We start from the raw sequence: 25,447 nt of genomic DNA on the forward strand, positions 1-25,447 counted from the left end.
CACATGCACCCATCAACGCGATTGAGTTTTGACGACGGTCCAGGACCGTCGACACCTGCACTGCTGGACGTATTGCGCGCGAGCGCATGTCAGGCGCTGTTCTTCGTGCTGGGAAGCAACTTGGCGCAGGCGATGGACGTGGCAACCCGCGCGGTCCGCGAAGGACACGTGCTGGGTAATCACACGTATTCGCATGCCCGGCCGGGTGCGGTGTCGGATGCCGTGTTGAGCGATGAAATCGAGCGAACCGATGCGCTGATCCGCGAGGCCTATCGGCTCGCGGGCGTGCCGGAGCCGGCCTCGATTCCGTTACGGCTTCCTTATGGTCTGGAACCGCAGGATGTGCGCAGCGACGTGCTGACGCGCCTGAAGCGCAGCCACACGGGATGGACGGCGATCCTCGACGACTGGTGTCGGCCGCCGCCGTCGCCCCATGCGCTCGCGGAGAGCATGCGTCGGCATATCGCGGACAGAATGGCGCTAGGGCTAGATGTGCTGTTTTGCCTGCACGACGGTTCACGCTTCGCGGAAGCGCGGCCCGCGACCGTCGAGGCAGTGCGGTTGCTGCTCAGCGATCCGGGCTGGCAGACCGGCCCGTTAGCGAACGGGCGAGGGGCTGGCTAGTAACTGTCGCCAGCAGGCCAGGAAGCCCATGCCGGGACCTGGCATCCAGAGGCCGCGCTGGGCGGCTTCCAGATGGATCAACAACTGGTCCGCGCAGAACAGGTCCACGAGCGCGTCGCGTTTCAGGCGTATCAGCTCAGATGCCTCGTCGTCAGGCTGCAGTGCGGCGTAGGCACGCAGGCCCGTATCCCAATGCCGGACGTCGAAAGTGAAACGGTCTTCATCGGTCGCGTCGCGCGAGAGTGCGAATAGTGCAAAGGCGGCTTCCAGCCAGTGCGCGCCTTGCCCGACGTCGTCGAAATCGAGCACACCCGTCACCGTGTCATTGGCGAACAGCAGGTTGCCGGCGTGATAGTCGCCGTGCAGCCAGCGCGCCGGTCCGCGAATCCACGCAGCCGCCGCTGCCAGATGCATGCCGATCCGCCGCAGCACCCCATCGTAGTGCTCCAGAAGGATCGCGGGCAAAGGCGGCGCCGGTCGTGAAGAAACGCGTGCGTAGCGCTCGTTGAGCCACGCGAGCGGATCGGACGCGTTCGCGGAGATTGTCGCCATCGCCGCATGCAGATGGGCGAGCGTATGCATCGCGTCGGCGATGGCTGACTCCGCCCCGTCAGGCAGACCGGGCGTGCCGTCAATGTGCTCGAACAGATGCAACCAGCTTCCGTCTTCGGCTTGCGCGTACGGCTGTGCGTTCAAGGTCGATTGAAACCGCGGCAGCGTGGGCAGTCGCGGCGACGAGCCGAGACGATCCAGCATCGATGCTTCGCGCTGGACCTGATCCGCGGATTTGCCGGGCCATGAGACGCGCAGCACGGCAGCGCGCGAGCCGCAGTCGATGCGATAGGTTTTGTTAGTATGGCCCGTCGATAGCGCCTGAATCCGCGTCGGCCGGATGTCCCAGTGCTTCATCAGCAGCAGTTCGAGTCTTTCCACGTCATTCATCATTGCATCGATCATGTCCGAGCGAATTTCGTCCCGCATGCGGGACATCAATATCGAATGGCTTACGCGCGCAGCCGAGTTCGACCATCTGTTCCATACGCGCTGGCTGGGTGAGCGCTTCTTTCATCTGCCGGGCGACATGCTCGCGATCCAGGAACTGATCTGGCGCGAACGCCCCGACTGCATCGTGCAAACGGGCATCGCGGGCCGCGTCGTCGCCATCGAGCCGCGCCTGCGCGACGAGGTCAAGGCGCGTCTGCAATCGAACCGGCTGGCGCATCGCATGGTGCTGATCGAAGGCGAATCGTGCTCGGCCGCGACATTGGCGTCGGTCCGCGAACAGATCGACGGCTGCGCCTCCGTGATGGTGATCCTCGACCTCACGCACACGCACGAGCACGTCCTGCGCGAGCTGGAATGCTACGCGGGACTCGCGACGCCTGGCAGCTACGTGATCGTCATGGACACCATCATGGAATACCTGCCGGAGCGGATGTTTCATGGCAAGCCTTACGGAAGGGGCAACAACCCCGCCACCGCCGCGCAGGCTTTCCTCGCTCGCGACACGCGCTTCGAAGTCGACGGCGATATCGAAGACCGCGTGCTCATGACGCTGTCGCCGGGCGGCTTCCTGAAGCGAGTTCGATGATCAGGCGCGCAGCCTGCGCCGAGCCGTCGCGCTGGTAGCTCGCGGCGATCTGCGCGGCTCGCTCGCGCAGCGGACCCGGGCGCAGCAGATCGCCGAGCGCGGTGGCGATATCCTGCACCGTTGCCTGCTCCAGATCCAGGCAACGTCCTGCGCCGGCCCGTTCGACGAACCACGCGGAATGGAACTGGTCGTTGCAGAACGGCGACAGCAGCATGGGGACGCCGCATGCCAGCGCTTCCATCACCGAGTTGGCGCCGCCGTGGTTGATGAACGCGTGCGAGCGCCGCAGCAGGGCCAGTTGCGGCGCGTAGCGTACGGCGATGACCCGCTCGTCCGCAGCCGGCAGCAGGTCGGTGTCGACCAGTTCGCCGACGGACAGCACGAGCTGCGCGGAGGTGGCGCGCGTCGCCTCGATGACTTTCGCAAACAGCTCCGGCTGGTAGTACAACTGGCTGCCCAGCGACATATAGACGAGTGGACGCGACGCGTCGATGCGTTCCCACGGAAAAGGCGGCTCGTCGCCGCGCGGGCCGGCCGGCAGCGCGGGACCGACCAGCTCGACGCCTTGCGGCGGCTCGCCGACGAGATCCTCGGTGGTGAAGGCGAGCGTCAGGTGCGGCGAGAGCACGTCGCAGCCGCGAAAGCGCGCTTCGATTCCATAGCGTGCGAACAGGCGGTCGCGTTCCGGCGTGAGCCATCGCACCGTGCTGAGCAGTTCCGAGTCGAGCGAATCCGGCAGCACCGGATTCAGCGAGTTCGACATCGCGACCCACGGCAAGCCCTCCAGCTCCGCGGCGATAGCCGATGCGTAGAGCAGCGGATCGATCACCACCACGTCGGGTCGCCACTGCCGCAAGATCGCGCGCAGGCCGTCCACCTGCGCGGGCGTCTGTTCGATCAGCAGCGTGTGAATCCAGCGCCGCAACCAGGCGGCGTCGCGAATGTTCGCGGCGAAACTCGCACCGCGCGACAGATCGTGGCGCTCGGGTGTTTCGCGCGGTCCGAGAAAAGCGAAGGCGCCCGCAGCGTCGAGTTGTGCGCTGATGTCGGCGGGGGCGTAGAACGCGACTTCGCAGTCCGCCGCCTGCAGATGCTGGGCGGGGCCGATGCACGGGTTGACGTGTCCCTTTTCGGGCACCACGCAGAACAGGATACGTTTCATGGTCGTTTTATAGTGAGCGCGTGATCGCGCCCAGGTGGTCCAGAGTGAGTGTCAAGGTCGTCCACAGCACACGTTCCGTGTCGGCTTCGAGCGTGGGAGCGGGCAGCTCGAGCGAGTCGGCCAGGGCGCGGATGCGGTCGCGCTCGAGCCACTCGCCGAGGTCCATCGCAGGCGCCAGCCGGCCACGCTTCGGACCGTGCACCAGCCGCTCCGGCAGGTGCAAACGTCCGCCGAGTTCGCGCAGACACTGCTTGTTCGGATCGGGTGGAATGCTGGTCAGATGCGCGACGACGTTCGGGTCCACAAACGGCGGACACAGGCTAACCGACGCCGCCCCGAACAACGCGTTGCATAGCGGCAGATAGTTGGCGGACTGATCGCGGCGCAGCACCTGGTCGGCGCCGTCGCCGGTAATGGCGAGTTCGATGCCGTCCTCGGCCATCGCTTCGGCCAATAGCAGCTTCGCGACCGGGTGCAGGTTGAACATCGGCTCTTCGACAATGTGCGTCGCCCTGGGCAGCGCGGCAACGAAGTCGGCTTCGCTCACCCGCACGATCTTCACGTTGGCCTGCATCTGCGTCGCCAGTTCGAGCGCGGCGTCCTCCTCGCAATAGTCGGGCATACCGGTTGCCAGAATGTACGAGGTCACGTGCCGCTGTGCGCCGAGTTCGCGCAGCAGTGCAAGCAGAAGCGCGGAGTCGAGACCTCCGCTCAAGGCGAGTGCGACGCGCTTGCCGCTTTCGAGCGCACGTTGCAGCGAATCGCGCAGCACGGTCTCCAGATCGCTGGAGACCGGTTGGTTGAACGCGTCGCGTACTTCGAGGCCGAGCGGCGACTGGAGCAGCGCATGGCCGGGCGGAACGGCCAGCACGTCGCGCAACACCGTGCGTGCGACGGGGCGAGCGCCGCTTAGATAGCCGGCAATAGCGGCCACGTCGGGTTCGCCGGCGGCATGCCCCGATCCCAGGAGTACTTGCCGGATGCTGGGCGCCCACGTGCCGCTGCGCGGATGGTAGAGCAGGCGCTGGAAGCCGAAGAGATCTCGCGTGCCGACAATCATGGATAGCGCGCCTTCAAGGCGTCCACTTCAATGCGCCGCATGATGCGGTGGGGCGCCTGTGGCGCACTGCCGCCGTAGCAATGCATGCAGGCTTCGAGCGGCGCTTCGCGCTGCAGATAGGCCAGCAGCGCATCGAGCATGCCGGCGTCGTCGCGCAGCGGCAGACCGTCGGAGCGAAAGTCGCGCTCGCCCTGGTACAAGGTCTGAAAATGCGCCGGGCGCGTACAGGTATAAAACATGCCGTCCCGGATCATGTGACATCGTTCGCGAATCCAGCAGTCGTGATAGATACGCTTTGCCTCGGCGATATCATCGGATGGCTGCGTGCGGGTCATGCTCGAGAACGCGTCCTGTATCTTCCAGTTCAGACGCACGTCGAAGCGTGCTGCCTGGGCTTCGATGTGCGCGATCAGAGCGGGCGCGAGCGACGGCTTCGGATAGCGCGAGATGGTCAGCGCATCGACCGCTTGCCAGAAATCGTCCGTCATGTCGCCGAGTTTCAGGCCGTTGGTCGTGATGGAGACGACCGGCGCGATACCTGTCGTGCGCACGCCCCGGATCACGTCGACGAGTTGCGGATGCAGCAGCGGTTCGCCGCCCACCAGCTTGAAGACGCGGGGATTCAGCACCTTGACGGCCTTGCGCAGGTCGTCGACAACCGACTCGGGCGTCGCATACCACGTGGGCAGCAACGGCGACAGCGAACAGCACTCGGCGCAGGTCAGATTGCAGTGATCGACGATGTGCGCCTCCAGCGAACGCGTCTCTACGCGTCCTGCGGACACGCGATAGTGACGGTCCATGGGCGGTGGAAAGACATGCGTTCGTCCATCGGGCGACGTCGTGCTCACGGGAGCGTTCAGGTTCATGGGCGTCCTGCGTCCAGACAACGGGAAAAGAAATCGATCAGGCGGCCGCGCGCGCCGAGCATCGTCGAGACCATGTTCATCGCGCCGTGCAGATGCGAGGCGAAGCGCGGTGGATCGTTCAGCCAGCCTTGCACGACCCAGCGCTTGAGGGCGTGCTGCAGACAGGCGGCATCGACGGCCCACGCGATCCGTTCGGGCTGCAGCGGCCGGACTTGCAGATAGGCGCGTACGAACGCCGCGGCGAGCTCCGGCGCTTCCAGCGGCAGATGGTTAAGACAACGGACCACTTCGAATTCGCGCGGCGCACCGATTGCCGCTTCCCAGTCGAGGATGACCGGCGGCAGGGCGCCGTCGAACAGATAGTTGAACTGGTTATAGTCGTTGTGGATCGGATGCTGCGGATCGTCGGCGGGAAAGGTGTCGATGCTGCCGGGGTAGTGCGAGTCGAGCATGCGCAGGCACGCATCGACATACGTGCGTAACAGCGCCGCGTCGCCCTCGGGCGGCATGCGGTCGAGGGGGTCTAGCAGGCTGCGGCGGATGTCGTCGGCGTCGATGGCGGTGAGGCGCGCGCGAATCGTGTCGAGCGTCGGCAGCGTCAGCCGGTCGAGGCTCAGATGCAAGGCCGCGAGGCTCGCACCGAGCGCGCGCCACTCGGATGGCGTGAAGGTGTCGTAAGTGCGAAATTGCCCGGTTTCCCAGCGTGTGAGCATCGCCTGACCGTCGAAGCCGGTCCATGCCGGTTCGCCCGCTGCCGTACGTTGCAGCGCCTGGACGCGAAAGCGCGCGTCGCCATGCGTCGCCAGATGCGCGAGGACGGCGGCTTCCTTGTGCGCTCGCGTGTGCTGCTCGACGGTGTAGAGCTTGACGGCGAGGTCGCCGCTTCCGGTCGGCAGATGCCAGACGCGCTCGCTGATGCGGCGCGCGGGCCCGCTTTGCTTCAGCGCATAGGACTCGCAGATCGCGTCGAAGGTGGCGCGGGGTGGCTGGTCCATTCAGATCTGCTCGGCAGGGCCGTAGCGATACGGATGGCCGCTCAGGAACGTGTTGTGGCCGACATAGCGCAGCTTGTACATCGCCGGACGGAACAGCACTGAGGGATCGTTGCGGGCGATGCCGAGGAGCGGATACAGATCGCGGCGGACGAAGAAGGCGTTATTGCCCATGTCGTCGCAACACACCAGTTCGTAGCCTTTGCGTTTGGCGAGATGATGCAGCGATTCCAGGCTGGCTCCGTAATAGGTCGAGCCGTCCCATTCGTGCACGGGGTTGAAGCACATGACCCAGCGCTCGGGTGGCGCGTAGTACGGGTTGTATTCGACGACCACGATGCGCGGCTGGAAGGCTTCGATGCCCTGCCAGACCCAGTAATCGTTGCCGTCGATATCGATCGACAGCAGATCGAACGCTTCAGGCACGCCTGCATCGACGAGCAATCGGTCCACGCTGTCCGGCTGGACGCGTTCATGGCGAAGCTGGACACCATCGGCACTGCCGTAGTTCGCCTTGAGTTTGCCGTAACGGTAGTCGCTGCCTTCGACCAGCAGCCCTTGCCATCCGCCTTCACGCAGCAGTAACGCGGTGTTGCTGTTGCGCATGCCGTCGCTCGCGCCGATGTCCACGCAGAAGCGGTTGGTCGGCGCAATCCGCTCCATCAGGCGCGCGAGAATGGGTTCTTCGCTGCCCTGGGCGTACAGGCTTTGAGCGAGACCCGACAGGTCGAGTGGGACAGCAGAGTCCTGCATGGCTGGTTGCGCGGCAAAGAGAATTTTTGATCGAAGGGTAATGTACCCGAAATCCACTGCAGTCACGACCTCGGCCGCCGCCTGTATGCCGGTTGGATAGGGTCCATCGCCACTGCGTTACGTAACGCTCGCCTGCGCGTACCGGTTACGACGGCCGTCGCGTGGCCGGATGCCATCCATCCGGCTAGCGGTGAAAGCGTTTTCGTCGCTTGGATGAGGGCGGTTGACGTTGGCACGGAGTTCGCTTACTGGGAGCGCCACTTCCATTCGACCTTGCCTTGAGAAGAGACCGTCGCCGATGCCCGACCATAGCTTCGCCAAACCGCTCCTTAAAAACGCTGTGAAGCTCGTCGTCTGGGATCTGGACGAGACCTTCTGGAACGGGACGCTATCCGAAGAGGGCATCACGCCCATCGCCGAGAATGTCGAGATGGTCAAGCAACTGGCCCGCCGCGGCATTATCTCGTCGGTCTGCTCGAAGAACGAACCCGACCGCGCGTTGGCGGCTTTGCGCGAGCTGGACGTGCTGGATTACTTCGTGTTGCCCAGCGTGAGCTTTCAGCCGAAGGGCAAGTCGATTGCCGGCATTGTCTCGGCACTCCAGCTCCGGCCGGACAACGTCGTCTTCATCGACGACAATCCGTCTGTCCTCGCGGAAGCCGGCTACTGTTGCCCAGGCATGGTCTGCCTGGAGAGTCCACATCAGCTTGCTGCGTTGATGGACAGTCCGTTCCTGCAAGGCGCGCACGACAGCGAGCTGACCCGGCTGCAGCAATACCGCCTGCTGGCCGAGAAGCAGAACCTCAAGCAAACAGAGGGAGGCAGCGACGAGCGCTTCCTGCGCGCGAGCGAGATCCGCATCGAGATCGACTTCGCGGTTGAGGAGAACATTGAGCGCATCGTCGAGCTCATCAATCGTTCAAATCAGCTCAACTACACGAAACGCCGCATCGAAACCGAAGAGGCGCGCCGCCGTCTGCTTGCGGACCTCCGGGCCTTCGGTTTCAATGCCGGCGTCGTGCGCGTCTGGGACAAGTTCGGCGACTATGGCATCGTTGGCTTCTTCATGACGCTGGCCACCTTGCGCGAGTATCGACTGGAGCACTTTGTCTTCTCGTGCCGCATCATGAATATGGGCGTGGAGCAGTACGTTTATGAATACCTGAACCGGCCCAGCATCGAGATTGTCGGTCCGGTCGCCAATGCCATTGAAACCTTTGCGAGCGTGGACTGGATCAAGGACGGTTCGCGCAGCGCAGTGATTTCCACGCTGCGCCGGTACAAGCTGGTTGTCGTCGGCGGCTGCGACATGCTTCAACTGTCGACCTACTGCTCGGCCGACTCGAGTGAATTCACGAACCGGCAACAAAACGGCTTCATGAAGCGCCTCGACGATCCGTTCCTCATCCTCGACGATCCCGAGCGCGTCCGGAAGAGCGAACTGCGACCGTACATCCCTGCCTTCAACGCCGACGACATGCTGGCCCTGAAGCATGCCGCGCAGGAGGGCGACCTGATTGTCCTGTCGCTCTACCGGATGATGGAAGTCAACTACTTTCGCGGGACGGACGGCTTGACGGTTCGGCTCGACGAGGACGCCGTACGCGACATCCTGAAGTCCGAGCTTGCCCTCTGGTTCGTGCGGAATTTCAACTTCGTCCCGTCGAGCAACGAGGAGCGCCACGAGATCATTCGCATGGTCCTTCACACACTCTCGTCCTGGATCAAGCCGGGTGCGAAGATCGTGGTGCTGCTCGAAAACACCCGCAAACTAGAGAGCAATCCGGACGAGAAGGCGCTTCGACAGCGCTACAACGCGTTCATCGTCGACATGTGCAAGGCACTTGATAATCTGACCTATATCGACGTCAACGCCGTCACGGGCATTGAGTGGCTTTTCGACGACGGCTTCCACATGCGTCGCGAGGGCTACTACGAACTGGCTCAGGCCGTGACCGGCGTCCTGGACGAGTCCCGGCAGGAATATCAGCCGGCCATGGCTCTAGCCAGCGTCGGTTGAAGTTGGGGCGAACGTCGTACCGGTCGCCCTCAACCCCCATCCTCAAACCGGATCTTTATCCGGCGGTCCCTCGGGCCGCTGCGGCTCGTCGTTGTGATGGCCCGGCGAGGGCGGCGCGAGCGGATCGCCTTCCGGGTCGCGCGTCGGGTCCGCAATGGGGTCGGGGATCGGACTGGTATGCATGCGGTCATTCATGACATCACCTCGCGGGATGGGAGCGGCGCACGGGCGTGCGGGACACGCTCAGCTGCCAGTAGTGTTCGGCGTTAAACACATCGTCATAGCCCTGCGGCCCGAACGCGCGCAACTGGCTGGCGTACGCCGCGACCGCCTCGCGCTTGAGCGACGCCTGGCGCCCGGCGTCGATTGTGTGATCCGCCGACGGATGGGCCGGCGTCGCCACGATGCCGCGTCGCTCCAGATCATCGAGGCGCGCCGCCACGACGCCCGGCTGGCGGCGGTGGATCGCATCCTCATACGCAAACCACGCGAGGTGCGACAGCCGCGGCAGGATTTCGCAGCAGGCGTCGAACACCAGCACGTGATCCGCATGGTGCAGGCCGAGCGGCATCAGCAGCGTATTCGCGGTCGAACGGTAAATGGTTTCTTCGAGCGCCGCCGCCAGCCGGCTGATCGACGGCGAGTCGAGATACTGGCCGTCGCGAAACGGCATGCGTACCGGCACCGCATCGAACAGCTCGAGCGCACGATTGTCTTCAAGCGTACGCGCATTGACCGATTCTTGCGCGCCGGGAAAGCCGGCCTTGCTGTCCCAATCGGTCTGCATATTCTGCTCGGGCGCTGCGGCGAACACGGTGCAGACGACGGCGTCGGAATGGGTGGCGAGCAACGCGCCGCAACTGAAGACGGCGTCGTCGAAGTGGGGCGAGACGATAAAAAGACGCGGGCTGGTTTCGCTCATGGATCGAAATGGGTTCTCGGAGGCGCGCGGGCGGCTGCATCCGGTATGTCGACGGGACAGCGTCACATCAGCTTAGACCGTATTGAAGCCGCTTGCGCAGAAGCTGGCCGTCGCAAGGCGTGTGCCTGACGGCGCCGCCTTAGCGTCTTGGCTGCGCCGGCGCTGATGCCGGCACAGGCGCTGACGCCGACGCGGCGCGCCGCTCACAGGCCGTGCAGATCCTCGGGCGTATCGACGTCGCGCAAAATGCCGGGATCGTCGACATCGAGCCGTGCGACCTGATGCGTGGCCAGCAGGGCGCGCGCGCCGGTGTCGCCGTCGAGTCTCATCAGCGCGTCGCGATGCTCGGGGCCGAAGCCGACCGGATGACCGCGCTGACCCTGATAGAACGGCACGACGATCGAGGCGCCGCCGTCGAGCGTGCGCGCGACCGCTTCCACCGTGGCGACCGCAATGCGCGGCATATCGGCCAGCGCGACGATCCAGCCTTCCGAGTCGGCGCTGGCTTCGATGCCCGCCGCGAGGCTCGCGCCCATGCCGCGCTCGGCGTCGCTGGAGAACACCACGTCGCAGCCCGCGTCGTTCAGCATGCGGGCGAGCGCCTCGGAGCCGGGACGCACCACCGCGAGTACGTGCGACACGACCAGCAGGAGTCGATGAGCCGCCTCATGGGCCACGATGCCGCCGTCCGGCATGCGGGCGAGCAGCTTGTTGTGCAGGCCGTCCGGGTCGAAGCGCGACCCGTAGCCGGCGGCAAGCAGCACGCCGGTGGCGAGCGAGGCGTAGGCCATGGGGCGGCACCTGGAAAGGGAATGAGGTCGATTGTGCGGCGCAACCGGCGAGCAGGCAAGCACCAATATGTCGACCCCGTGCGTTCCCGCTCACACCTCCGTCGGCCTCATCACCTTGTCCAGCGTGATGGGCAGATCGCGCACCCGCACGCCGGTCGCGTGATAGACCGCATTCGCCAGCGCGGCCACCACGCCGGTCAGGCCAATCTCGCCAATCCCACGCACCCCGAGCGAGTTGATGTGCGGATCGGGCTCGTCGATAAAGCTGACGTCGAGCGTGCCGATGTCTGCATTCACCGGCACGTGGTACTCGGCAAGATTCATATTGACGAAGCGGCCGTAGCGCGCGTCGAGCAACGTGTCCTCTTCGAACGCGGCGCCGATGCCCCAGACCATGCCGCCCATCATCTGGCTGCGCGCGGTTTTCTGATTCAGGACCCGGCCGACGTCATAGACGCCCACAATGCGCGGCACTCTGATCGTGCCGAGGTCCGCATCCACGTGGACCTCCGCGAACACCGCGCCGAACGAATGCAGTGAATAGTCACTGCGCTCCTGGCCGGGCTTCACGCTGACCACCGCCTCGATGGGCTTGCCGCCGGCGCGCGCGAGAATCGCCGCCGCGGGGTCGCGCAACGACGCGTTCGCCCGGCTGACCACCCAGCCGTTCGCCACGCTCACATCGGACGAATCCATGCCGTGCAGCGGCGAGGCGGCGTCGGCCAGCGCGAGCGAGATCAACTGGTTGCGCACCTGCAGGCAGGCGTCGCGCACCGCCGGCGACACGCTCGCGGCCGACTGCGAACCGCCCGAGCCGGGTGCTTGCGGCAGGGTCGAATCGCCCAGCGCGAAATGGATTTTTTCGGGCGGAAAGCCGAGCGCGTCGGCGGACACCTGGGTCATCACCGTGTATGTGCCGGTGCCGAGATCCTGCGTGCCGGACGCGACCATCGCGGTCCCGTCCGGCAGGATGCGCGCAATCGCCGCGGCCGGGCTACGGTTGGCGGGATAGGTGGCGGTCGCCATGCCGAGGCCGATCAGCGTGTTGCCGGAGCGCATGGAACGTGGCGTCGAAGTGCGTCGCGACCAGCCGAATTTCTCCGCGCCGATCTCGTAGCATTGCCGCAGCGCCTTGCTCGAAAACGGCTTGTTCTCCTGCGGATCGACCTCCGCATAGTTTTTCAGCCGCAGCGCGACGGGGTCCATCTTGAGTTTCCACGCGAGCTCGTCCATCGCGGATTCGAGTGCGAACGAGCCGGTGGTTTCGCCCGGCGCGCGCATGAACGTCGGCGTCCCCAGGTTCAACTGCACGAGCCGGTGCGTCGTCAACTGATTCGGCACCGCGTAGAGCATGCGCGTGACCATGCAGCAGGTCTCGGTCCAGTCCTCGAACGTCGACGTGTTCGAGAAGCTGTCGTGCCGCATCGCGGTGAGCGTGCCGTCGTGGCGCGCGGCGAGCGTGAAATGCTGCTCGGTACGCGGACGAGCGCCGACCGAACCGAACATCTGCGGGCGCGTCAACGCGAGGCGCACCGGACGCCCGGTCTGCTTCGCGGCCATCGCGCAGAGCGCCACATGCGACCAGGACGAGCCCTTACCGCCGAACCCGCCGCCGATGAACGGCGAGATCACGCGCACGTCGTCGGGCGAGACGCCCAGCGTTTTCGCCACGGCGATGCGCGCCCCGCTCACGCCCTGGGTGGAGTCGTACAGCGTCAGTTGCGGGCCATCCCAATGCGCCATGGTGGCGTGCGGTTCCATGGGATTGTGATGTTCGACCGGGGTCGTATAAACGGCGTCGACGCGCACGCTGCCGCTCGCGAGGCCCGCTTCGAAGTTGCCGCGCTGCGTGTCGGTCTGGCGGCCCTGGGGCGTGATCGGCGCGTGCGCATTCGCCTTGGCGCTGGTGAAGTCGAGCGCGCCAGGCGTGCTTTGATAGACGATGCGCAGTTGCTGCGCGGCGTCGGTGGCGCGTTCGAGCGTGTCGGCTACCACTACGGCAACGGGCTCGTTGCTGTAGTTGATCTGATTGCTCTGCAACAGCGACAGATGACGGCCGGCCGGCGGCGTCAGCGGCGGACGCCCACCGTTGGGCAGGCGCGGCGCGTTCTGATACGTCATCACCAGCAGCACGCCCGGCAGGGATTGCGCGCGGCTCGTGTCGATCGACGCAATGCTGCCGCTCGAGATGGTACTCGTCACCAGCACCGCGTGTGCCAGGCGCGCCTCGGGGAATTCCGCCGCATAGCGGGCCTCGCCGGTCACTTTCAGCAGCCCGTCGGTGCGGTCCATCGGTTGACCGACCAGTGGGGCATCCAGGTTCAGGTTCATGCGACACCTCCGGTCCGGCCCGCGGCCTGATTCACGGCGCGCACAATCGAGCGTTGCGCGAGTTGCACCTTGAAGCGGTTGCCGCTGAGCGGTTGCGCTTCGCCCATGGCGGCGGCTGCAGCGGCGCGCAGCGTCGTATCGGTGAGCGGCTTGCCGCTCAGCATCTGTTCCGCGACGCTCGCACGCCAGGGCTTATGCGCGACGCCGCCCAACGCGATGTGCGCAGTCCGCACCATATGGCCGTCCATCTGCAAGGCGGCAGCCACCGAGACGAGCGCAAACGCGTAACTCGCGCGGTCGCGCACTTTCAGGTAGTGGGAGTGGTCGCTAAACAGCGGCGGCGGCAGATCGACGGCGGTGATCAGTTCGCCGGGTTGCAGGGTGGTATCTACCTCCGGACGGTCGGCGGGCAGGCGGTGAAACTCTGCAATCGGAATCGTGCGCTCGCCGCGCAGACTGCTCACGCGCACCACGGCATCGAGCGCCACCAGCGCCACGCTCATATCCGACGGGTTCACGGCGACACATTGCGAGCTGGCGCCGAGAATCGCGTGCGTGCGGTTTTGTCCTTCTATGGAGGCGCAGCCGCTGCCCGGCTGGCGCTTGTTGCATTGCGTAAAGGCCGTGTCGTAGAAGTAGCCGCAACGGGTGCGCTGCATCAGATTGCCGCCCACGGTGGCCATATTGCGCAACTGCGGCGACGCCCCCGACAGAAACGCCTGCGAGAGCAGCGGATACTGTTCGCGCACCAGCGCATGATTGGCGGCGTCGCTGTTGCGCACCAGCGCGCCGATGCGCAGGCCGCCGTCAGGCAGCGTGCCGATCGTGTCGAGTCCGCGCAGGTGCGTGATATCGACGAGATGCACGGGCCGCTCCACGCCGCCCTTCATCAGATCCAGCAGATTGGTGCCGCCGCCGATAAACATCGTGCCGGGTTGCTGCGCCGCGCGCAGCGCGCTGCTGACGTCGCCAGCGCGTTCATAGGAAATCGCGTCCATGGCCGTGCTCCGTCAGGCGTTGCCGGTGTTGCCGTCGTGCACGGTGCGCACGGCGGCGACGATGTTGGCGTACGCACCGCAGCGGCAGATATTGCCGCTCATGCGTTCGCGGATTTCGTCGTCGGAGAGTTGGGGCGGACGGGTACGGACGTCGGCAGTGACGGTGCTCGCGGTGCCGCTATTGAATTCGTTGAGCAGCGCCGTCGCGGAACAGAGCTGCCCGGGCGTACAGTAGCCGCACTGAAACGCGTCGTGTTCGATGAAGGCGCGCTGGATCGGACTCAGCACGCCCTGGCTCGCGAGGCCTTCGACAGTCGTGATGGTTTCGCCTTCATGCATCACCGCCAGCGTCAGGCACGAGTTGATGCGCCGGCCTTCGACCAGCACGGTGCACGCGCCGCATTGCCCGCGGTCGCAGCCCTTCTTGGTGCCCATCAGGCCGGCGTATTCGCGCAGCGCGTCGAGCAGCGTGACGCGCGGCTCCAGTTGCAACGCGTAAGCGCGGCCGTTGATGTTGAGCGTGACCGGCTGCGGCGGCTCGGGCGCGCGCACTTCAGCGGGCGATGCAGGCGCCGGTGGAGCGGCCGGCTGGGTCTGTGCATGCAGATGCGGCGCCACGCCGACGGTCGCCGCCGCGGCGGCGGATTGCAGGAAGCGTCGGCGCGAGGGTTGATCGGCAGTGGGGGTGGGTTCTTCGTCCGAACCCGGAGGGACTCGATTCCTGGACATAACGTTCTGTTTGCTCCATGAAAGGTCGATGCAAACCCGCGACGCCTCGGCAGTCCGATGCATGCGCGTACAACGAATCAGCCAGCAATTTCAGTGCCCCGTCCGCGCGTACCACGGCGCTGGCAGGTCGCGCTTCACTATAGTCAATGTAAAACACGATCAACCGCCGTTTACCGGGGCAAAAAGGAAACACAGTGTTGTGCGATACAGGTCAAGGTCTCGCGCAACCACACCAGCGCCGGGTCGGCATGATTGCGCGGATGCCACGCGGCGAACGCCGTGAAGCCGCGCGCCTCGAACGGCAGATCGAAGACGTCGAGCCGGTCCCGATGGCGCGCTGCAAAGCGCGACGGCAGCGTCGAGACATAGTCCGTATGCGCCAGCAATTCGGGCACCAGCGTGAAATGCTGCACCGATAGCGCCACCCGCCGCGTGCGTCCGAGCGCTTCCAGATGCTCGTCCATGAAGCCGTGGAAACTGCCGCCGCTGGTGGACGCCAGCACATGGTCGAGCGCGCAGTACGTGTCGAGATCGAGCGGTGCGGTGCCGCGTGGATGCCCCTTGCGCTGGACCACGACGAAACGCTCGTCGAACAGTTTGCGGGCGCGCATGGTGGCCGGAACCATCCGCTCGGAGCCGATCAGCAGATCGATTTCGCCGCGTTCGAGGCGCTCTGTCGTCGACGGCTGGTCCGCCACGATAAAGGCGATCCGCACGCCCGGTCCTGCGAGTTCAGGCAGGCGCTCCATCAACGGCAGGCCGAGCACGGCGGTGCCGTTGTCGTTGGCGGCGATAACGAAGCGGCGCGTGTCCGTGTGCGGATCGAAGGCCGGCTGATGGCGTACCACCACTTCCAGATTTTTCAGCGCCGCATGCAAGGGCTCCATCAACGCCAGAGCCCGCGCGCTGCGCGTCATGCCGCGGCCGGTCTCAGCGGGGATCAGCAGCGGATCGCCGAAGATCTGCCGAAGCCGCGCGAGCTGCGTCGACACCGCGGGCTGCGTCAGGTGCAGGCGCTCGGCGGCGCGGGTGACGTTGGATTCGGCGAGCAAGGCGTCGAGCGACACCAGCAGGTTCAGATCGATACCGCGGAGATCAATCATATTGATGGGTCACATTCCAGTAATTGATTTCAAGAATACGTAGCCGGGCCCTAGAGTTCAAGCGTGCCACCCACTTTGAGAACCTGACTGAGGAGTCAACCATGAAAGCCTGGATGCTCGATGAACCCGGCCAGCCGCTGGCCCTGCGCGAAGTCGCGCAACCGCAGCCGCGCCGTGGCGCCGTGCTGGTGCGGATGGAAGCCGTGCCGCTGTTGAGTTACACGCGCAGTTATCTGGAAGGGAAGCTGCCCTATGCCTATCCGCCGGGACCGTTCTCGCCGGGGACCAACGGCGTCGGCGTGGTGGCGGCGGTCGGCGAGGGTGTGGTGTCGTTGCGGGCCGGTCAACGCGTGGCCGTCAACCCGTACTGGATCGCCGACGAAACAGTACGCGAGCCGGCCCAGGCGCTGATCGGCCTGACGGCCATCAGCGCCGACAGCGGTGCGCTGATGGCCGATTTCCCGCACGGCACGCTGCGCGAGTTTGCCGAATTTCCGGCTTCGACGCTGATTGCGCTGGATGGACTGGACGACCTCTCGTCCGAGCGGCTGGCCGTGCTCGGCAAGTTCGCGGTGCCGTTCGGCGGACTGCGGCGCGGCCGGCTGGCGGCGGGCGAGGTCGTGGTGGTGAACGGCACGACCGGCTACTTCGGCTCGGCGGCGGTGCTGGCCGCGCTCGCCATGGGCGCGAGCCGGGTGGTGGCGCTCAGCAGGCGCGCGCAGCCGCTGCAGCGCCTGATCGAACTCGGCAAGGGGCGCGTCGTACCGGTCCTGTTGACGGGCGACGCCGCGCAGGACGTGGCGGCGATCCGCGCCGCGTCGGGCGGCGGCGCCGATCTCGCGTTCGACATGGTCGGCCAGGCAACCGATCCGAACGCGACGCTCGCCGCGCTGCGCAGCTTGCGCCGGGGCGGCCGGCTGGTGCTGATGGGCAGCATGCAGGTGGACCTGCCGATTGCGTATCAGGAGATGCTGCTGAACAACTGGGAGTTGATCGGCAACTTCATGTACACGCGTGCCGACTATCTGGCGTTGGTCGCGTTGGTGGCGTCCGGTCAGTTGCCGCTCGATGCGGTCGAGTTGCAGGCGTACCCGTTTGCCGGGCTTGAAGCGGCGATCGATGCGGCCGGGCAGATGGCGGGCCTGCAGTGCACGATGGTGGTCGCAGGGGCCGGGGAGGGCGCGTTGGCTATGTGAGCGTGAGCGTTGGCCCTGGCGTTGGCGGTTGCCAACGCCAGGCTGTTGCGTTCAATGCGAGTGGCGCGGCACCTCCGCGCCGCGGCAGCCCACCAGGAAGTCGAAGTCGCAGCCCTGGTCGGCTTGCAGGACATGCTCGACATAGAGCTGGCGATAGCCGCTCGCATCCGCCGGTATCTTCTGCTGTGTTTCCGCCCAATCGGCCAGACGTGCCGTCAGCTCGTCCGCGCCGATGTCGAGATGCAACCGTCCAGCGAGGCAGTCCAGTTCGATCCAGTCGCCTTCGCGGACCACGGCGAGCGGACCGCCGGCGCGCGCTTCGGGCGACACGTGCAGCACGACCGTGCCGTACGCGGTGCCGCTCATGCGCGCATCCGACACCCGCACCATATCCGTCACGCCTTGTGCGAGCAGTTTCGGCGGCAAGCCCATGTTGCCCACCTCGGCCATGCCCGGATAACCCTTCGGTCCGCAGTTCTTCATCACGAGGATGGAGTCGGCCGTCACGTCGAGTTCGGGGTCGCCGATGCGCGCCTTGTAGTCGTCGAAGTTCTCGAATACCACGGCGCGCCCACGGTGCTTGAGCAGGGCCGGCGTCGCGGCAGACGGCTTCACCACCGCACCGTTCGGCGCGAGATTGCCGCGTACGATGCACAGACCGCCGTCGGCGACGAGCGGTTTGTCGAGCGGACGAATCACTTCGTCGTTATAGATCGGCGCTTCCTTGTTGTTGTCCCACAGCGACTGGCCGTTCGCGGTCAAGGCATCCGGATGCGGCAGCAGGCCCGCTTCGCCGAGGCGCTTCAGCACGGCCGGCAAACCGCCCGCGTAATAGAACTCTTCCATCAGGAAGCGGCCCGACGGCTGCAGATCGACCAGCGTGGGCGTGCCGCGGCCTATGCGCGTCCAGTCGTCGAGTTCGAGGTTCACGCCAATGCGTCCGGCGATCGCCTTGAGGTGGATTGCGGCATTCGTCGAGCCGCCGATTGCCGCGTTCACACGGATCGCGTTTTCGAAGGCCTCGCGCGTCAGCAGCTTCGACAGTCGCAGGTCTTCAAGCGCCATCTCGACGATGCGCATGCCCGACATATGCGCGAGGACGTAGCGGCGCGAGTCGACCGCGGGAATCGCCGCGTTGTGCGGCAGCGTGACGCCGAGCGCTTCGGCCATGCACGCCATCGTCGAGGCGGTGCCCATGGTGTTACAAGTACCCGCGGAGCGCGACATGCCCGCTTCGGCGGACATGAATTCATGCAGCGAGATCTTGCCCGCCTTCACCTGCTCGCTGAGCTGCCAGACAACGGTGCCCGAGCCGATGTCGCGGCCCTCATGCTTGCCGTTGAGCATCGGGCCGCCGCTCACCATGATGGCGGGCACGTCGCAACTGGCCGCGCCCATCAGGAGTGCCGGGGTGGTCTTGTCGCAACCCGCGAGCAGGACCACCGCGTCGATCGGATTGCCGCGGATCGACTCCTCCACATCCATGCTCGCGAGGTTGCGCGTGAACATGGCGGTGGGGCGCAGGTTCGACTCGCCGTTCGAGAAGACCGGGAATTCGACCGGGAAGCCGCCCGCTTCGAACACCCCGCGCTTGACGTGCTCCGCGATCTTGCGGAAGTGCGCATTGCACGGCGTTAGCTCCGACCAGGTATTGCAGATGCCGATGATCGGCTTGCCCTGGAACTCGTGATCAGGAATGCCCTGATTCTTCATCCAGCTGCGGTACATGAAGCCGTTCTTGTCGGCGGTGCCGAACCACTGCGCCGAGCGCAGCGCTCGTTTTTTGTCTGGCATAGTGCCCTCCTGATCCCACATTATAGTAAGACTATTTAGAGTGTTCACTAGGGTATTCACGAATATTTGCCGCAAAACGCGCACAATATAGTGTGACTATTGAATATGGTGGGGGCCGAGACATGCCGAAGCAGATTTCGATAGGCATTGTGGGCGTGGGCAAGATCGCACGCGACCAGCATTTGCCGGCTATCGCGGCAAACGACGGATTCAAGCTTGTCGCGTGCGCGAGCCGTAACGCGCAGGTCGATGGCGTGCGCAACTACAGGACGCTTCAGGAGATGCTCGCGGCCGAGCCCGAACTGGAAGCGGTCTCGCTTTGCGCGACTCCGCAAGTGCGCTTCGAGCAGGCACGCGCCGCCCTCGTCGCGGGCAAGCATGTGATGCTGGAGAAGCCGCCCGGCGCGAGCGTCGTCGAGGTGAGCCTGCTTGCCGAGCTTGCCCGCGAACACGGTTGCAGTCTGTTCGCTTCGTGGCATTCCCGCTATGCGCCTGCGGTCGAGGCCGCCCGGACATGGCTCGCAGGACGCGACATCCAGTCCGTGAAGGTCCTGTGGAAGGAAGATGTCAGGAAGTGGCATCCGAATCAGGACTGGATCTGGCAGCCGGGGGGACTGGGCGTCTTCGATCCGGGCATCAATGCCTTGTCGATCATCACACGCATCTTGCCGCACGCGTTTTTTCTGAAGTCCGCCGAGCTTTGGGTGCCGTCCAACCGGCAGACCCCGATTGCCGCCAACCTGGATTTCACCGACGAACGCGATACGCCGATCCGCGCGGAGTTCGACTGGCGCCATGGTTCCGAAGAATTGTGGCAGATCGAGGCGACGACCGGCGACGGGGTTCTGCGCCTCGCGCAGGGCGGCAAGCAGATGCATATCGACGGCGTGGCTGTGGAGATCGGTCCGGAGCGGGAATACCCCGGATTGTACGAACGCTTTGGCGAACTGATTACTGCCGGTCATGGCGACGTGGATATCCGGCCGCTCGAACACGTGGCCGACGCGCTGCTGCTGGGCCACCGGCACGCGGTCGAGCCGTTCGTCGAATAAGCGGCGCGGCTGAAACGCCGCACAGCCCATACGCAGTCAAACTCAAGTTGTTAATTTTAGGAGACCTACATGAACCAGAAGCTTCGCCGTTTGACCTTGTCCGCCATGGCGGCCGCCGTCCTCGCGGTACCGTTCGCGACCCAGATGTCGGTACGCGCAGACGAACCGCTCAAGATCGGTTTTCTGGTGAAGATGCCGGAACAGGCATGGTTCATCAACGAACAGAAGGCCGCTAGCGCGCTCGGTCAGAAGGATGGCTTCTCGGTGGTGAACATCGGCACGCCGGACGGCGAAAAAGTGCTGGCTGCAATCGATAACCTCGGCGCACAAGGCGCAAAGGGCTTTGTGATCTGCGCGCCAGACGTGCGGCTCGGACCGGCAATCGAGGCACGCGCCAAGCGCTACAACATGAAGTTCGTCACCGTCGACGATCAACTGGTCGACTCCACCGGCAAGCCGCTTGCCGATGTGCCGCACCTCGGGATGTCGGCCATCAAGATCGGCAATCAGGTGGGCCAGGCGATCTCCGATGAAATGAAACGGCGCGGCTGGAAGCCGGAAGAGGTCGGCGCGCTGCGCATCACCGACTACGAACTGCCGACCGCCAAGCAACGCACCGACGGCGCCACGCAGTCGCTGCTCGCCAACGGCTTCAAGAAGGACAACATCTTCGACGCGCCGCAGAAGACCACCGATGACGAAGGCGGCTTCAACGCCGTCTCGCCGGTGCTGGCGCAGCATCCGAACATCAAGAAGTGGGTGATCTTCGCGCTCAACGAAGAGACCGTGCTGGGTGGCGTGCGCGCGACCGAGCAACTGCACATTCCCGCTTCCGATGTGATCGGCGTCGGCATCAACGGCGCCGGCGAAGCGTTCGCCGAATTCCAGAAGAAGGAGCCGACCGGCTTCTACGGCACGATCGCCGTCAGCTCGACGAATCACGGCAAGGAGAGCACGGAGAACCTCGTCGACTGGATCAAGACGGGCAAGCAGCCGCCTGCCGACACGCAGACCACGGGCAAGCTGATGGTGCGCAGCAACTGGGAGGACGTGCGCAAGGAACTCGGTATTTAAGTGTGCAAATGAGTGTGCAAATGAACGTGCAATGAGCGTTCGCGTGAGCGTGCCGGCACGATTGGCAACGCTCACGGCGCGGGCGGGCGGTACACCGCCGAAGGATTGAACGGTCCGGCCCGCGCGTTGTGTTCACCAGCAAGAGGCATTCGATGACGGTTTCCCAACCCGACGCAGCGCATCTGGACTCCAGCGCCGGTTCCAGTGATACAGAGGCGTATCTCCAGCTTGCCGGCATCACCGTGCAGTTTCCCGGTGTACTCGCGCTCGACCAGGTCTCGCTCGACGTGCGGCGCGGAGAAGTGCACGGCCTGATGGGCGAAAACGGCGCCGGCAAATCGACGCTGCTGAAGGTGCTGTCCGGTGTGAATCAGCCCGCTGCGGGCACGCTCTCGCTGAACGGCGTGGTGCAGCAGTTCACCACCACCAAGGCCGCGATCGAGGCCGGCGTCGCGATCATCTATCAGGAACTGCATCTGGTGCCTGAGCTGACCGTAGCGGAAAACCTGATGTTGGGCGCGTTGCCCAACCGCTTCGGTGTGCTGGACGAAAAAGCGCTGCTCGCGCGCGCCATGCGCGAACTCGAGCGGCTGGGCGAGAAGATCGATCCGGCGCAGCAGGTGAAGTATCTGTCCATCGGCCAGCGCCAGATGATCGAGATCGGCAAGGCGTTGATGCGCGATGCGCGCGTAATTGCGTTCGACGAGCCGACCAGTTCGCTGTCGTCGCGCGAGACGACGCAACTGTTCCGCATCATCCGCGCGCTGAAGGCAGAAGGGCGCGCAATCATCTACGTCACGCATCGCATGGAGGAAGTCTATGAACTCTGCGACCGCGTGACGGTGTTTCGCGACGGACGCCATATCGACACCTTCGAAGCCGGTGAGGGACTCGATCGCGACCGCCTGATCAGTTGCATGGTGGGCCGCTCGATTGCCGACGTCTACGGCTACCGGCCGCGCGCGGCAGGCGACGTGCAGCTCGAAGTAAAGGGGCTGCTGGGGCCGGGTCTCAAGGAGCCCGCGTCGTTTTCCGCGCGGGCGGGCGAGATTGTCGGCTTCTTCGGTCTGGTGGGCGCGGGCCGGTCCGAATTGATGAAGCTGATTTACGGTGCGGTGAAGCCGGCTGCCGGCGAGATCGTGCTGAAGGGCCGGCGCGTGCGTTTTGCGACGCCGCGCGACGCGGTGCGAGCGGGCGTCGCACTGTGCCCGGAAGACCGCAAGCAGGAGGGCATCGTCTCGATCGCGTCGGTCTCGGACAACCTGAATATCAGTTGCCGCCGGCACTTTAGCCGCTTCAACGTGCTCAACAGCCGCAAGGAAGCGCAGACCGCGAAGGAGTTCATCGCGAAGCTGGCGATCAAGACGCGCAACGGCGAGACACCCATCGGCACGCTCTCGGGCGGCAATCAGCAGAAGGTGATCTTGTCGCGCTGGCTCGCCGAAGAGATCGACGTGTTCCTGATGGACGAGCCGACCCGCGGCATCGACGTGGGCGCACGCAGCGAAATTTACGGCCTGCTCTATGGACTGGCCGAAGCGGGCCGCACCGTGATAGTCGTCTCGAGCGATCTGGCGGAAGTGATCGGGATCGCGGATCGGGTGCTGGTGATGAAAGAAGGCCGCATCGTCGGCGATTTGCCGAAAGCCCAGGCGACGCCCGACGCGCTGATCAAGCTCGCACTCCCGCGCTGAGGCCGGATTCACCGAATGGAAACAGACACAATGCAAACTCAAGACCAACCTACCCACACGGCTGCCACGAATCCGGCGGCGAACGTCGCGGCCCGTCCGCGCGCCATGCAGGCCTGGGACTTCATCAACAAGTCCGGCATTGTGATGGTCTTCATCATCCTGTTCGGCGTGCTTTCGCTGACGGTGCCGGACTTCATCAGCGCACGCAATATTCAGGGGCTGTTGCTTTCGGTCACGCTGATCGGTTCGATCTCCGTCACGATGATGTTCGTGCTGGCGCTCGGCGAAGTGGACCTGTCGGTGGCGTCGATCGTCGCGTTCTCGGGCGTGGTGGCCTCCACCCTGATCACCGCGACGCACAGCGTGCTGTTCGGCATCGCCGGCGGCGTGCTGGCGGGAGGCGCGGTTGGCCTCGTCAACGGGGTGCTCGTTGCGCGCTACAAGATCAACTCGCTGATCGTGACGCTGGCCATGATGGAGGTAGTGCGGGGCCTGGCGTACATCACTTCGAACGGCGATGCGGTAATGATCTCCGAAGAACGCTTTTTCGATCTCGGCGGCGGCTCGTTCCTCGGCATCTCGTATCCGATCTGGAGCAATATCGTCGGCTTCGTCTTGTTCGGATTCCTGCTTAAAAAGACCGTGTTCGGCAAGAACGTACTGGCGGTTGGCGGCAATAGCGAAGCCGCGCTGCTCGCGGGGTTGCCCGTCACGCGCATCAAGATCGTGGTGTTCGTGCTGCAAGGCCTCGTCACCGGTTTCGCCGGTGTGATGCTCGCGTCGCGCATGAGCCTCGGCGATCCGAAGACCTCGGTCGGGCTCGAGCTCGGCGTGATTTCGGCATGTGTGCTCGGTGGCGTCTCGTTGACGGGTGGGGTGGCAACCATCTCCGGTGTGCTCGTCGGCGTGCTGATCATGGGTTCGGTGCAGGACGCCATGAGCCTGCTGAACGTGCCGACCTTCTATCAATACCTGATTCGCGGCGGCATCTTGTTGCTCGCGGTGCTGTTCGACCACCACCGGCGCAGCAAGCGGGTAGCGTGAGGGCGCTTTCCTCGTCCGCTCGCTTACCGACGTAATGCCGGGTAATTCCGCTTAATCAACGTTAATCATAATTCGCGTATTCTTTTGAGTGGAATAGAGCGACCTGGATTTTCAGGTGATCGAATAGCGATTCGAGGGAATGATTTAAAGGAAAGTTGGCGAAATATTAGGAGGTGTTACCGGGGACCCTGCTGGCCGATATTCATGTCACGCTAGACCGGTCTGATTTCTCCGGGAAAGGCTTCCATTCAGGCACTTGGGGTGCGCTCGCGAGAGGAGCGCACCCCATTTCATTTGGGCTGCCGCAATGGTGCGTCTCATGCGCAATGTTACAAATAAAATAAATCCGGCGGCATAAATGTGAAGCGTAAGGGATTCTGAAATACAGTATTGAGAAAATTGCGATATTCTCCGCCACTCGATAACGACCGATACAAGGTTCACGGAGAAGCAATGAAGAAATTCGTACTGTCCGGCCTCTCGCTGGCGATGCTTGGCGTTGCAGGCGCAGCTCACGCGCAGAGCAGCGTCACGCTTTACGGCCTGATCGACGCGGGCATCACCTACACGAGCAATCAGGGCGGCTCGCACAACATCCAGGAAACCAGCGGCACGGTGAACGGTAGCCGTTGGGGCCTGCGCGGTTCGGAAGACCTGGGTGGCGGCCTGAAGGCGATCTTCACGTTGGAAAACGGTTTCAGCATTACGAGCGGCAAGCTCGGCCAGAACAGCCTCGAGTTCGGCCGCCAGGCGTTCGTCGGCCTGTCGAGCGACCAGTACGGCGCCGTCACGCTGGGTCGTCAGTATGACTCCGTCGTCGACTACCTGGCGCCGCTTTCGCTGACCGGCACGTCGTCGGGCGGCACCGAGGCGGCTCACCCGTTCGACAACGACAACCTCGACAACTCGTTCCGTATCAACAACTCGATCAAGTACTCGAGCGTGAACTACGGCGGCTTCAAGTTCGGCGCCCTGTACGGCTTCTCGAACGATTCGGGCGGCTTCTCCACGAACCGCGCCTACAGCCTGGGTACCTCGTATAACTACGGCCCGTTGAACCTGGCAGCCGGCTACATGGAGTTGAACAACGCAGGCGTATCGCTCAATTCGAGCGGCGCAGTGACGAACGACGCCACCTTCGCGGCAGGCACGCAACGCACTTACGGTGCGGGCCTGAACTATGCCTTGGGCCAGGCGACGCTGGGCTTCGTGTTCACGCAGACCCACCTCGACAACGCAACCGGTATCGGTGCGTCGGCCTCGGGTACGTCGTCGGGCCTGACCTTGATCGGCGGCAGCGCAAGCTTTACCAACTATGAAGTGAACGCGCGCTACAGCTTCACGCCGGCCTTGTCGCTGTCGGGCGCTTACACGTTCACCGATGCGCGTATCGACGGCGTGAGCCCGAAATACAACCAGTTCAGCCTGCAAGCGGCGTATGCGTTGTCCAAGCGTACCGACGTCTACCTGATGGGCGTGTATCAGCACGTCAGCGACACGGGCGATTCGGGTCTGACCGCCGACATCAACGGCCTGAGCGCATCGTCGACCAACAGCCAGTTGGCGGCGACGATCGGTTTGCGTCACCGCTTCTAACGCGACGTTTCGCCTCGCGCAATGCAAAGACCCGGTACGTGCCGGGTCTTTT

The 25,447-nt window shown here is 64.5% G+C and carries 23 protein-coding genes; 9 read left to right on the plus strand and 14 right to left on the minus strand.

What is annotated here, in order from left to right; genetic code table 11:
* Nucleotides 1-3: 3 nt before the first annotated feature.
* On the plus strand, nt 4-624 hold the full coding sequence (locus BUS12_RS04935) for a polysaccharide deacetylase family protein (RefSeq protein WP_074294507.1): 621 nt from the start codon (nt 4-6) through the stop codon (nt 622-624).
* Here the strand turns inward: BUS12_RS04935 and BUS12_RS04940 are convergent.
* Nucleotides 598-1,605 (minus strand): phosphotransferase family protein, encoded by a 1,008-nt coding sequence (locus BUS12_RS04940; RefSeq protein WP_253190010.1) that lies wholly within the window; start codon nt 1,603-1,605, stop codon nt 598-600. The genes BUS12_RS04935 and BUS12_RS04940 overlap by 27 nt on opposite strands.
* On the opposite strand from BUS12_RS04940, the gene BUS12_RS04945 reads away from it, so the two are divergent.
* On the plus strand, nt 1,580-2,215 hold the full coding sequence (locus BUS12_RS04945; protein ID WP_074294508.1) for a CmcI family methyltransferase: 636 nt from the start codon (nt 1,580-1,582) through the stop codon (nt 2,213-2,215). The genes BUS12_RS04940 and BUS12_RS04945 overlap by 26 nt on opposite strands.
* Here the strand turns inward: BUS12_RS04945 and BUS12_RS04950 are convergent.
* Genes BUS12_RS04950 through BUS12_RS04970 form a run of 5 tightly spaced genes read right to left on the minus strand, consistent with a single transcriptional unit; the run spans nt 2,172 to nt 7,051 of the window.
* Nucleotides 2,172-3,377 carry a glycosyltransferase gene (locus tag BUS12_RS04950; RefSeq protein WP_074294509.1) on the minus strand — a complete coding sequence of 402 codons (1,206 nt, stop codon included), beginning with the start codon at nt 3,375-3,377 and terminating at the stop codon, nt 2,172-2,174. The genes BUS12_RS04945 and BUS12_RS04950 overlap by 44 nt on opposite strands.
* A 7-nt stretch (nt 3,378-3,384) precedes the next feature.
* Entirely contained in the window at nt 3,385-4,437 is a 1,053-nt protein-coding gene (locus BUS12_RS04955; RefSeq protein ID WP_074294510.1) for an asparagine synthase-related protein, read from the minus strand.
* Nucleotides 4,434-5,306 carry a GTP 3',8-cyclase MoaA family protein gene (locus BUS12_RS04960; protein ID WP_074294511.1) on the minus strand — a complete coding sequence of 291 codons (873 nt, stop codon included), beginning with the start codon at nt 5,304-5,306 and terminating at the stop codon, nt 4,434-4,436. Before BUS12_RS04960 ends, BUS12_RS04955 begins: the two co-directional genes overlap by 4 nt.
* A complete protein-coding gene (locus BUS12_RS04965; protein ID WP_074294512.1) occupies nt 5,303-6,301 on the minus strand; it encodes a phosphotransferase enzyme family protein in 999 nt (332 codons plus the stop codon). Before BUS12_RS04965 ends, BUS12_RS04960 begins: the two co-directional genes overlap by 4 nt.
* The gene (locus tag BUS12_RS04970; RefSeq protein WP_074294513.1) at nt 6,302-7,051 is read right to left on the minus strand and encodes a class I SAM-dependent methyltransferase; all 750 of its coding nucleotides are present in this window, start codon (nt 7,049-7,051) and stop codon (nt 6,302-6,304) included.
* A gap of 298 nt (nt 7,052-7,349) precedes the next feature.
* Between BUS12_RS04970 and BUS12_RS04975 the strand changes: the two genes are divergently transcribed.
* The gene (locus BUS12_RS04975; RefSeq protein WP_074294514.1) at nt 7,350-9,071 is read left to right on the plus strand and encodes a hypothetical protein; all 1,722 of its coding nucleotides are present in this window, start codon (nt 7,350-7,352) and stop codon (nt 9,069-9,071) included.
* 42 nt (nt 9,072-9,113) lie between these two features.
* On the opposite strand, the gene BUS12_RS38690 is transcribed toward BUS12_RS04975, so the two are convergent.
* The 7 genes from BUS12_RS38690 to BUS12_RS05005 all read right to left on the minus strand — a co-directional run bounded on the left by BUS12_RS38690 (nt 9,114) and on the right by BUS12_RS05005 (nt 15,945).
* Complete coding sequence (locus BUS12_RS38690; RefSeq protein ID WP_171991595.1) at nt 9,114-9,266, minus strand: hypothetical protein; 153 nt, start codon at nt 9,264-9,266, stop codon at nt 9,114-9,116.
* A gap of 4 nt (nt 9,267-9,270) precedes the next feature.
* A complete protein-coding gene (locus BUS12_RS04980; protein ID WP_074294515.1) occupies nt 9,271-9,993 on the minus strand; it encodes a PIG-L deacetylase family protein in 723 nt (240 codons plus the stop codon).
* Nucleotides 9,994-10,196: 203 nt separating this feature from the next.
* A complete protein-coding gene (locus BUS12_RS04985; protein WP_074294516.1) occupies nt 10,197-10,784 on the minus strand; it encodes a nucleotidyltransferase family protein in 588 nt (195 codons plus the stop codon).
* 90 nt (nt 10,785-10,874) lie between these two features.
* On the minus strand, nt 10,875-13,115 hold the full coding sequence (locus tag BUS12_RS04990) for a xanthine dehydrogenase family protein molybdopterin-binding subunit (protein WP_074294517.1): 2,241 nt from the start codon (nt 13,113-13,115) through the stop codon (nt 10,875-10,877).
* Nucleotides 13,112-14,113, minus strand: a complete 1,002-nt coding sequence (locus BUS12_RS04995; RefSeq protein WP_074294518.1) for an FAD binding domain-containing protein — start codon at nt 14,111-14,113, stop codon at nt 13,112-13,114. The genes BUS12_RS04990 and BUS12_RS04995 overlap by 4 nt, the downstream gene beginning before the upstream one ends.
* A gap of 12 nt (nt 14,114-14,125) precedes the next feature.
* Complete coding sequence (locus tag BUS12_RS05000; protein WP_074294519.1) at nt 14,126-14,842, minus strand: 2Fe-2S iron-sulfur cluster-binding protein; 717 nt, start codon at nt 14,840-14,842, stop codon at nt 14,126-14,128.
* A gap of 170 nt (nt 14,843-15,012) precedes the next feature.
* Nucleotides 15,013-15,945: a LysR family transcriptional regulator gene (locus BUS12_RS05005; RefSeq protein WP_074294520.1), complete on the minus strand. Its 933-nt coding sequence runs from the start codon at nt 15,943-15,945 to the stop codon at nt 15,013-15,015.
* A 101-nt stretch (nt 15,946-16,046) separates the two neighbouring features.
* Between BUS12_RS05005 and BUS12_RS05010 the strand changes: the two genes are divergently transcribed.
* Nucleotides 16,047-17,141, plus strand: a complete 1,095-nt coding sequence (locus tag BUS12_RS05010; RefSeq protein ID WP_074294521.1) for an MDR/zinc-dependent alcohol dehydrogenase-like family protein — start codon at nt 16,047-16,049, stop codon at nt 17,139-17,141.
* Between the two features lie 51 nt (nt 17,142-17,192).
* On the opposite strand, the gene BUS12_RS05015 is transcribed toward BUS12_RS05010, so the two are convergent.
* Nucleotides 17,193-18,935: an IlvD/Edd family dehydratase gene (locus tag BUS12_RS05015; RefSeq protein WP_074294522.1), complete on the minus strand. Its 1,743-nt coding sequence runs from the start codon at nt 18,933-18,935 to the stop codon at nt 17,193-17,195.
* A gap of 122 nt (nt 18,936-19,057) precedes the next feature.
* On the opposite strand from BUS12_RS05015, the gene BUS12_RS05020 reads away from it, so the two are divergent.
* The 5 genes from BUS12_RS05020 (at nt 19,058) to BUS12_RS05040 (ending at nt 25,395) form a co-directional block, all read left to right on the plus strand.
* A complete protein-coding gene (locus BUS12_RS05020) occupies nt 19,058-19,987 on the plus strand; it encodes a Gfo/Idh/MocA family protein (RefSeq protein ID WP_074294523.1) in 930 nt (309 codons plus the stop codon).
* Between the two features lie 69 nt (nt 19,988-20,056).
* Nucleotides 20,057-21,061: an arabinose ABC transporter substrate-binding protein gene (locus BUS12_RS05025; RefSeq protein WP_074294524.1), complete on the plus strand. Its 1,005-nt coding sequence runs from the start codon at nt 20,057-20,059 to the stop codon at nt 21,059-21,061.
* Nucleotides 21,062-21,213: 152 nt separating this feature from the next.
* A complete protein-coding gene (araG, locus tag BUS12_RS05030) occupies nt 21,214-22,755 on the plus strand; it encodes an L-arabinose ABC transporter ATP-binding protein AraG (RefSeq protein WP_074297109.1) in 1,542 nt (513 codons plus the stop codon).
* A gap of 105 nt (nt 22,756-22,860) precedes the next feature.
* A complete protein-coding gene (gene araH / locus BUS12_RS05035) occupies nt 22,861-23,799 on the plus strand; it encodes an L-arabinose ABC transporter permease AraH (RefSeq protein ID WP_253190114.1) in 939 nt (312 codons plus the stop codon).
* 453 nt (nt 23,800-24,252) lie between these two features.
* The gene (locus tag BUS12_RS05040; protein WP_074294526.1) at nt 24,253-25,395 is read left to right on the plus strand and encodes a porin; all 1,143 of its coding nucleotides are present in this window, start codon (nt 24,253-24,255) and stop codon (nt 25,393-25,395) included.
* Nucleotides 25,396-25,447: the final 52 nt, after the last annotated feature.

This window comes from Paraburkholderia phenazinium, assembly GCF_900142845.1.
GTDB classification, from domain to species: Bacteria; Pseudomonadota; Gammaproteobacteria; order Burkholderiales; family Burkholderiaceae; genus Paraburkholderia; species Paraburkholderia phenazinium_A.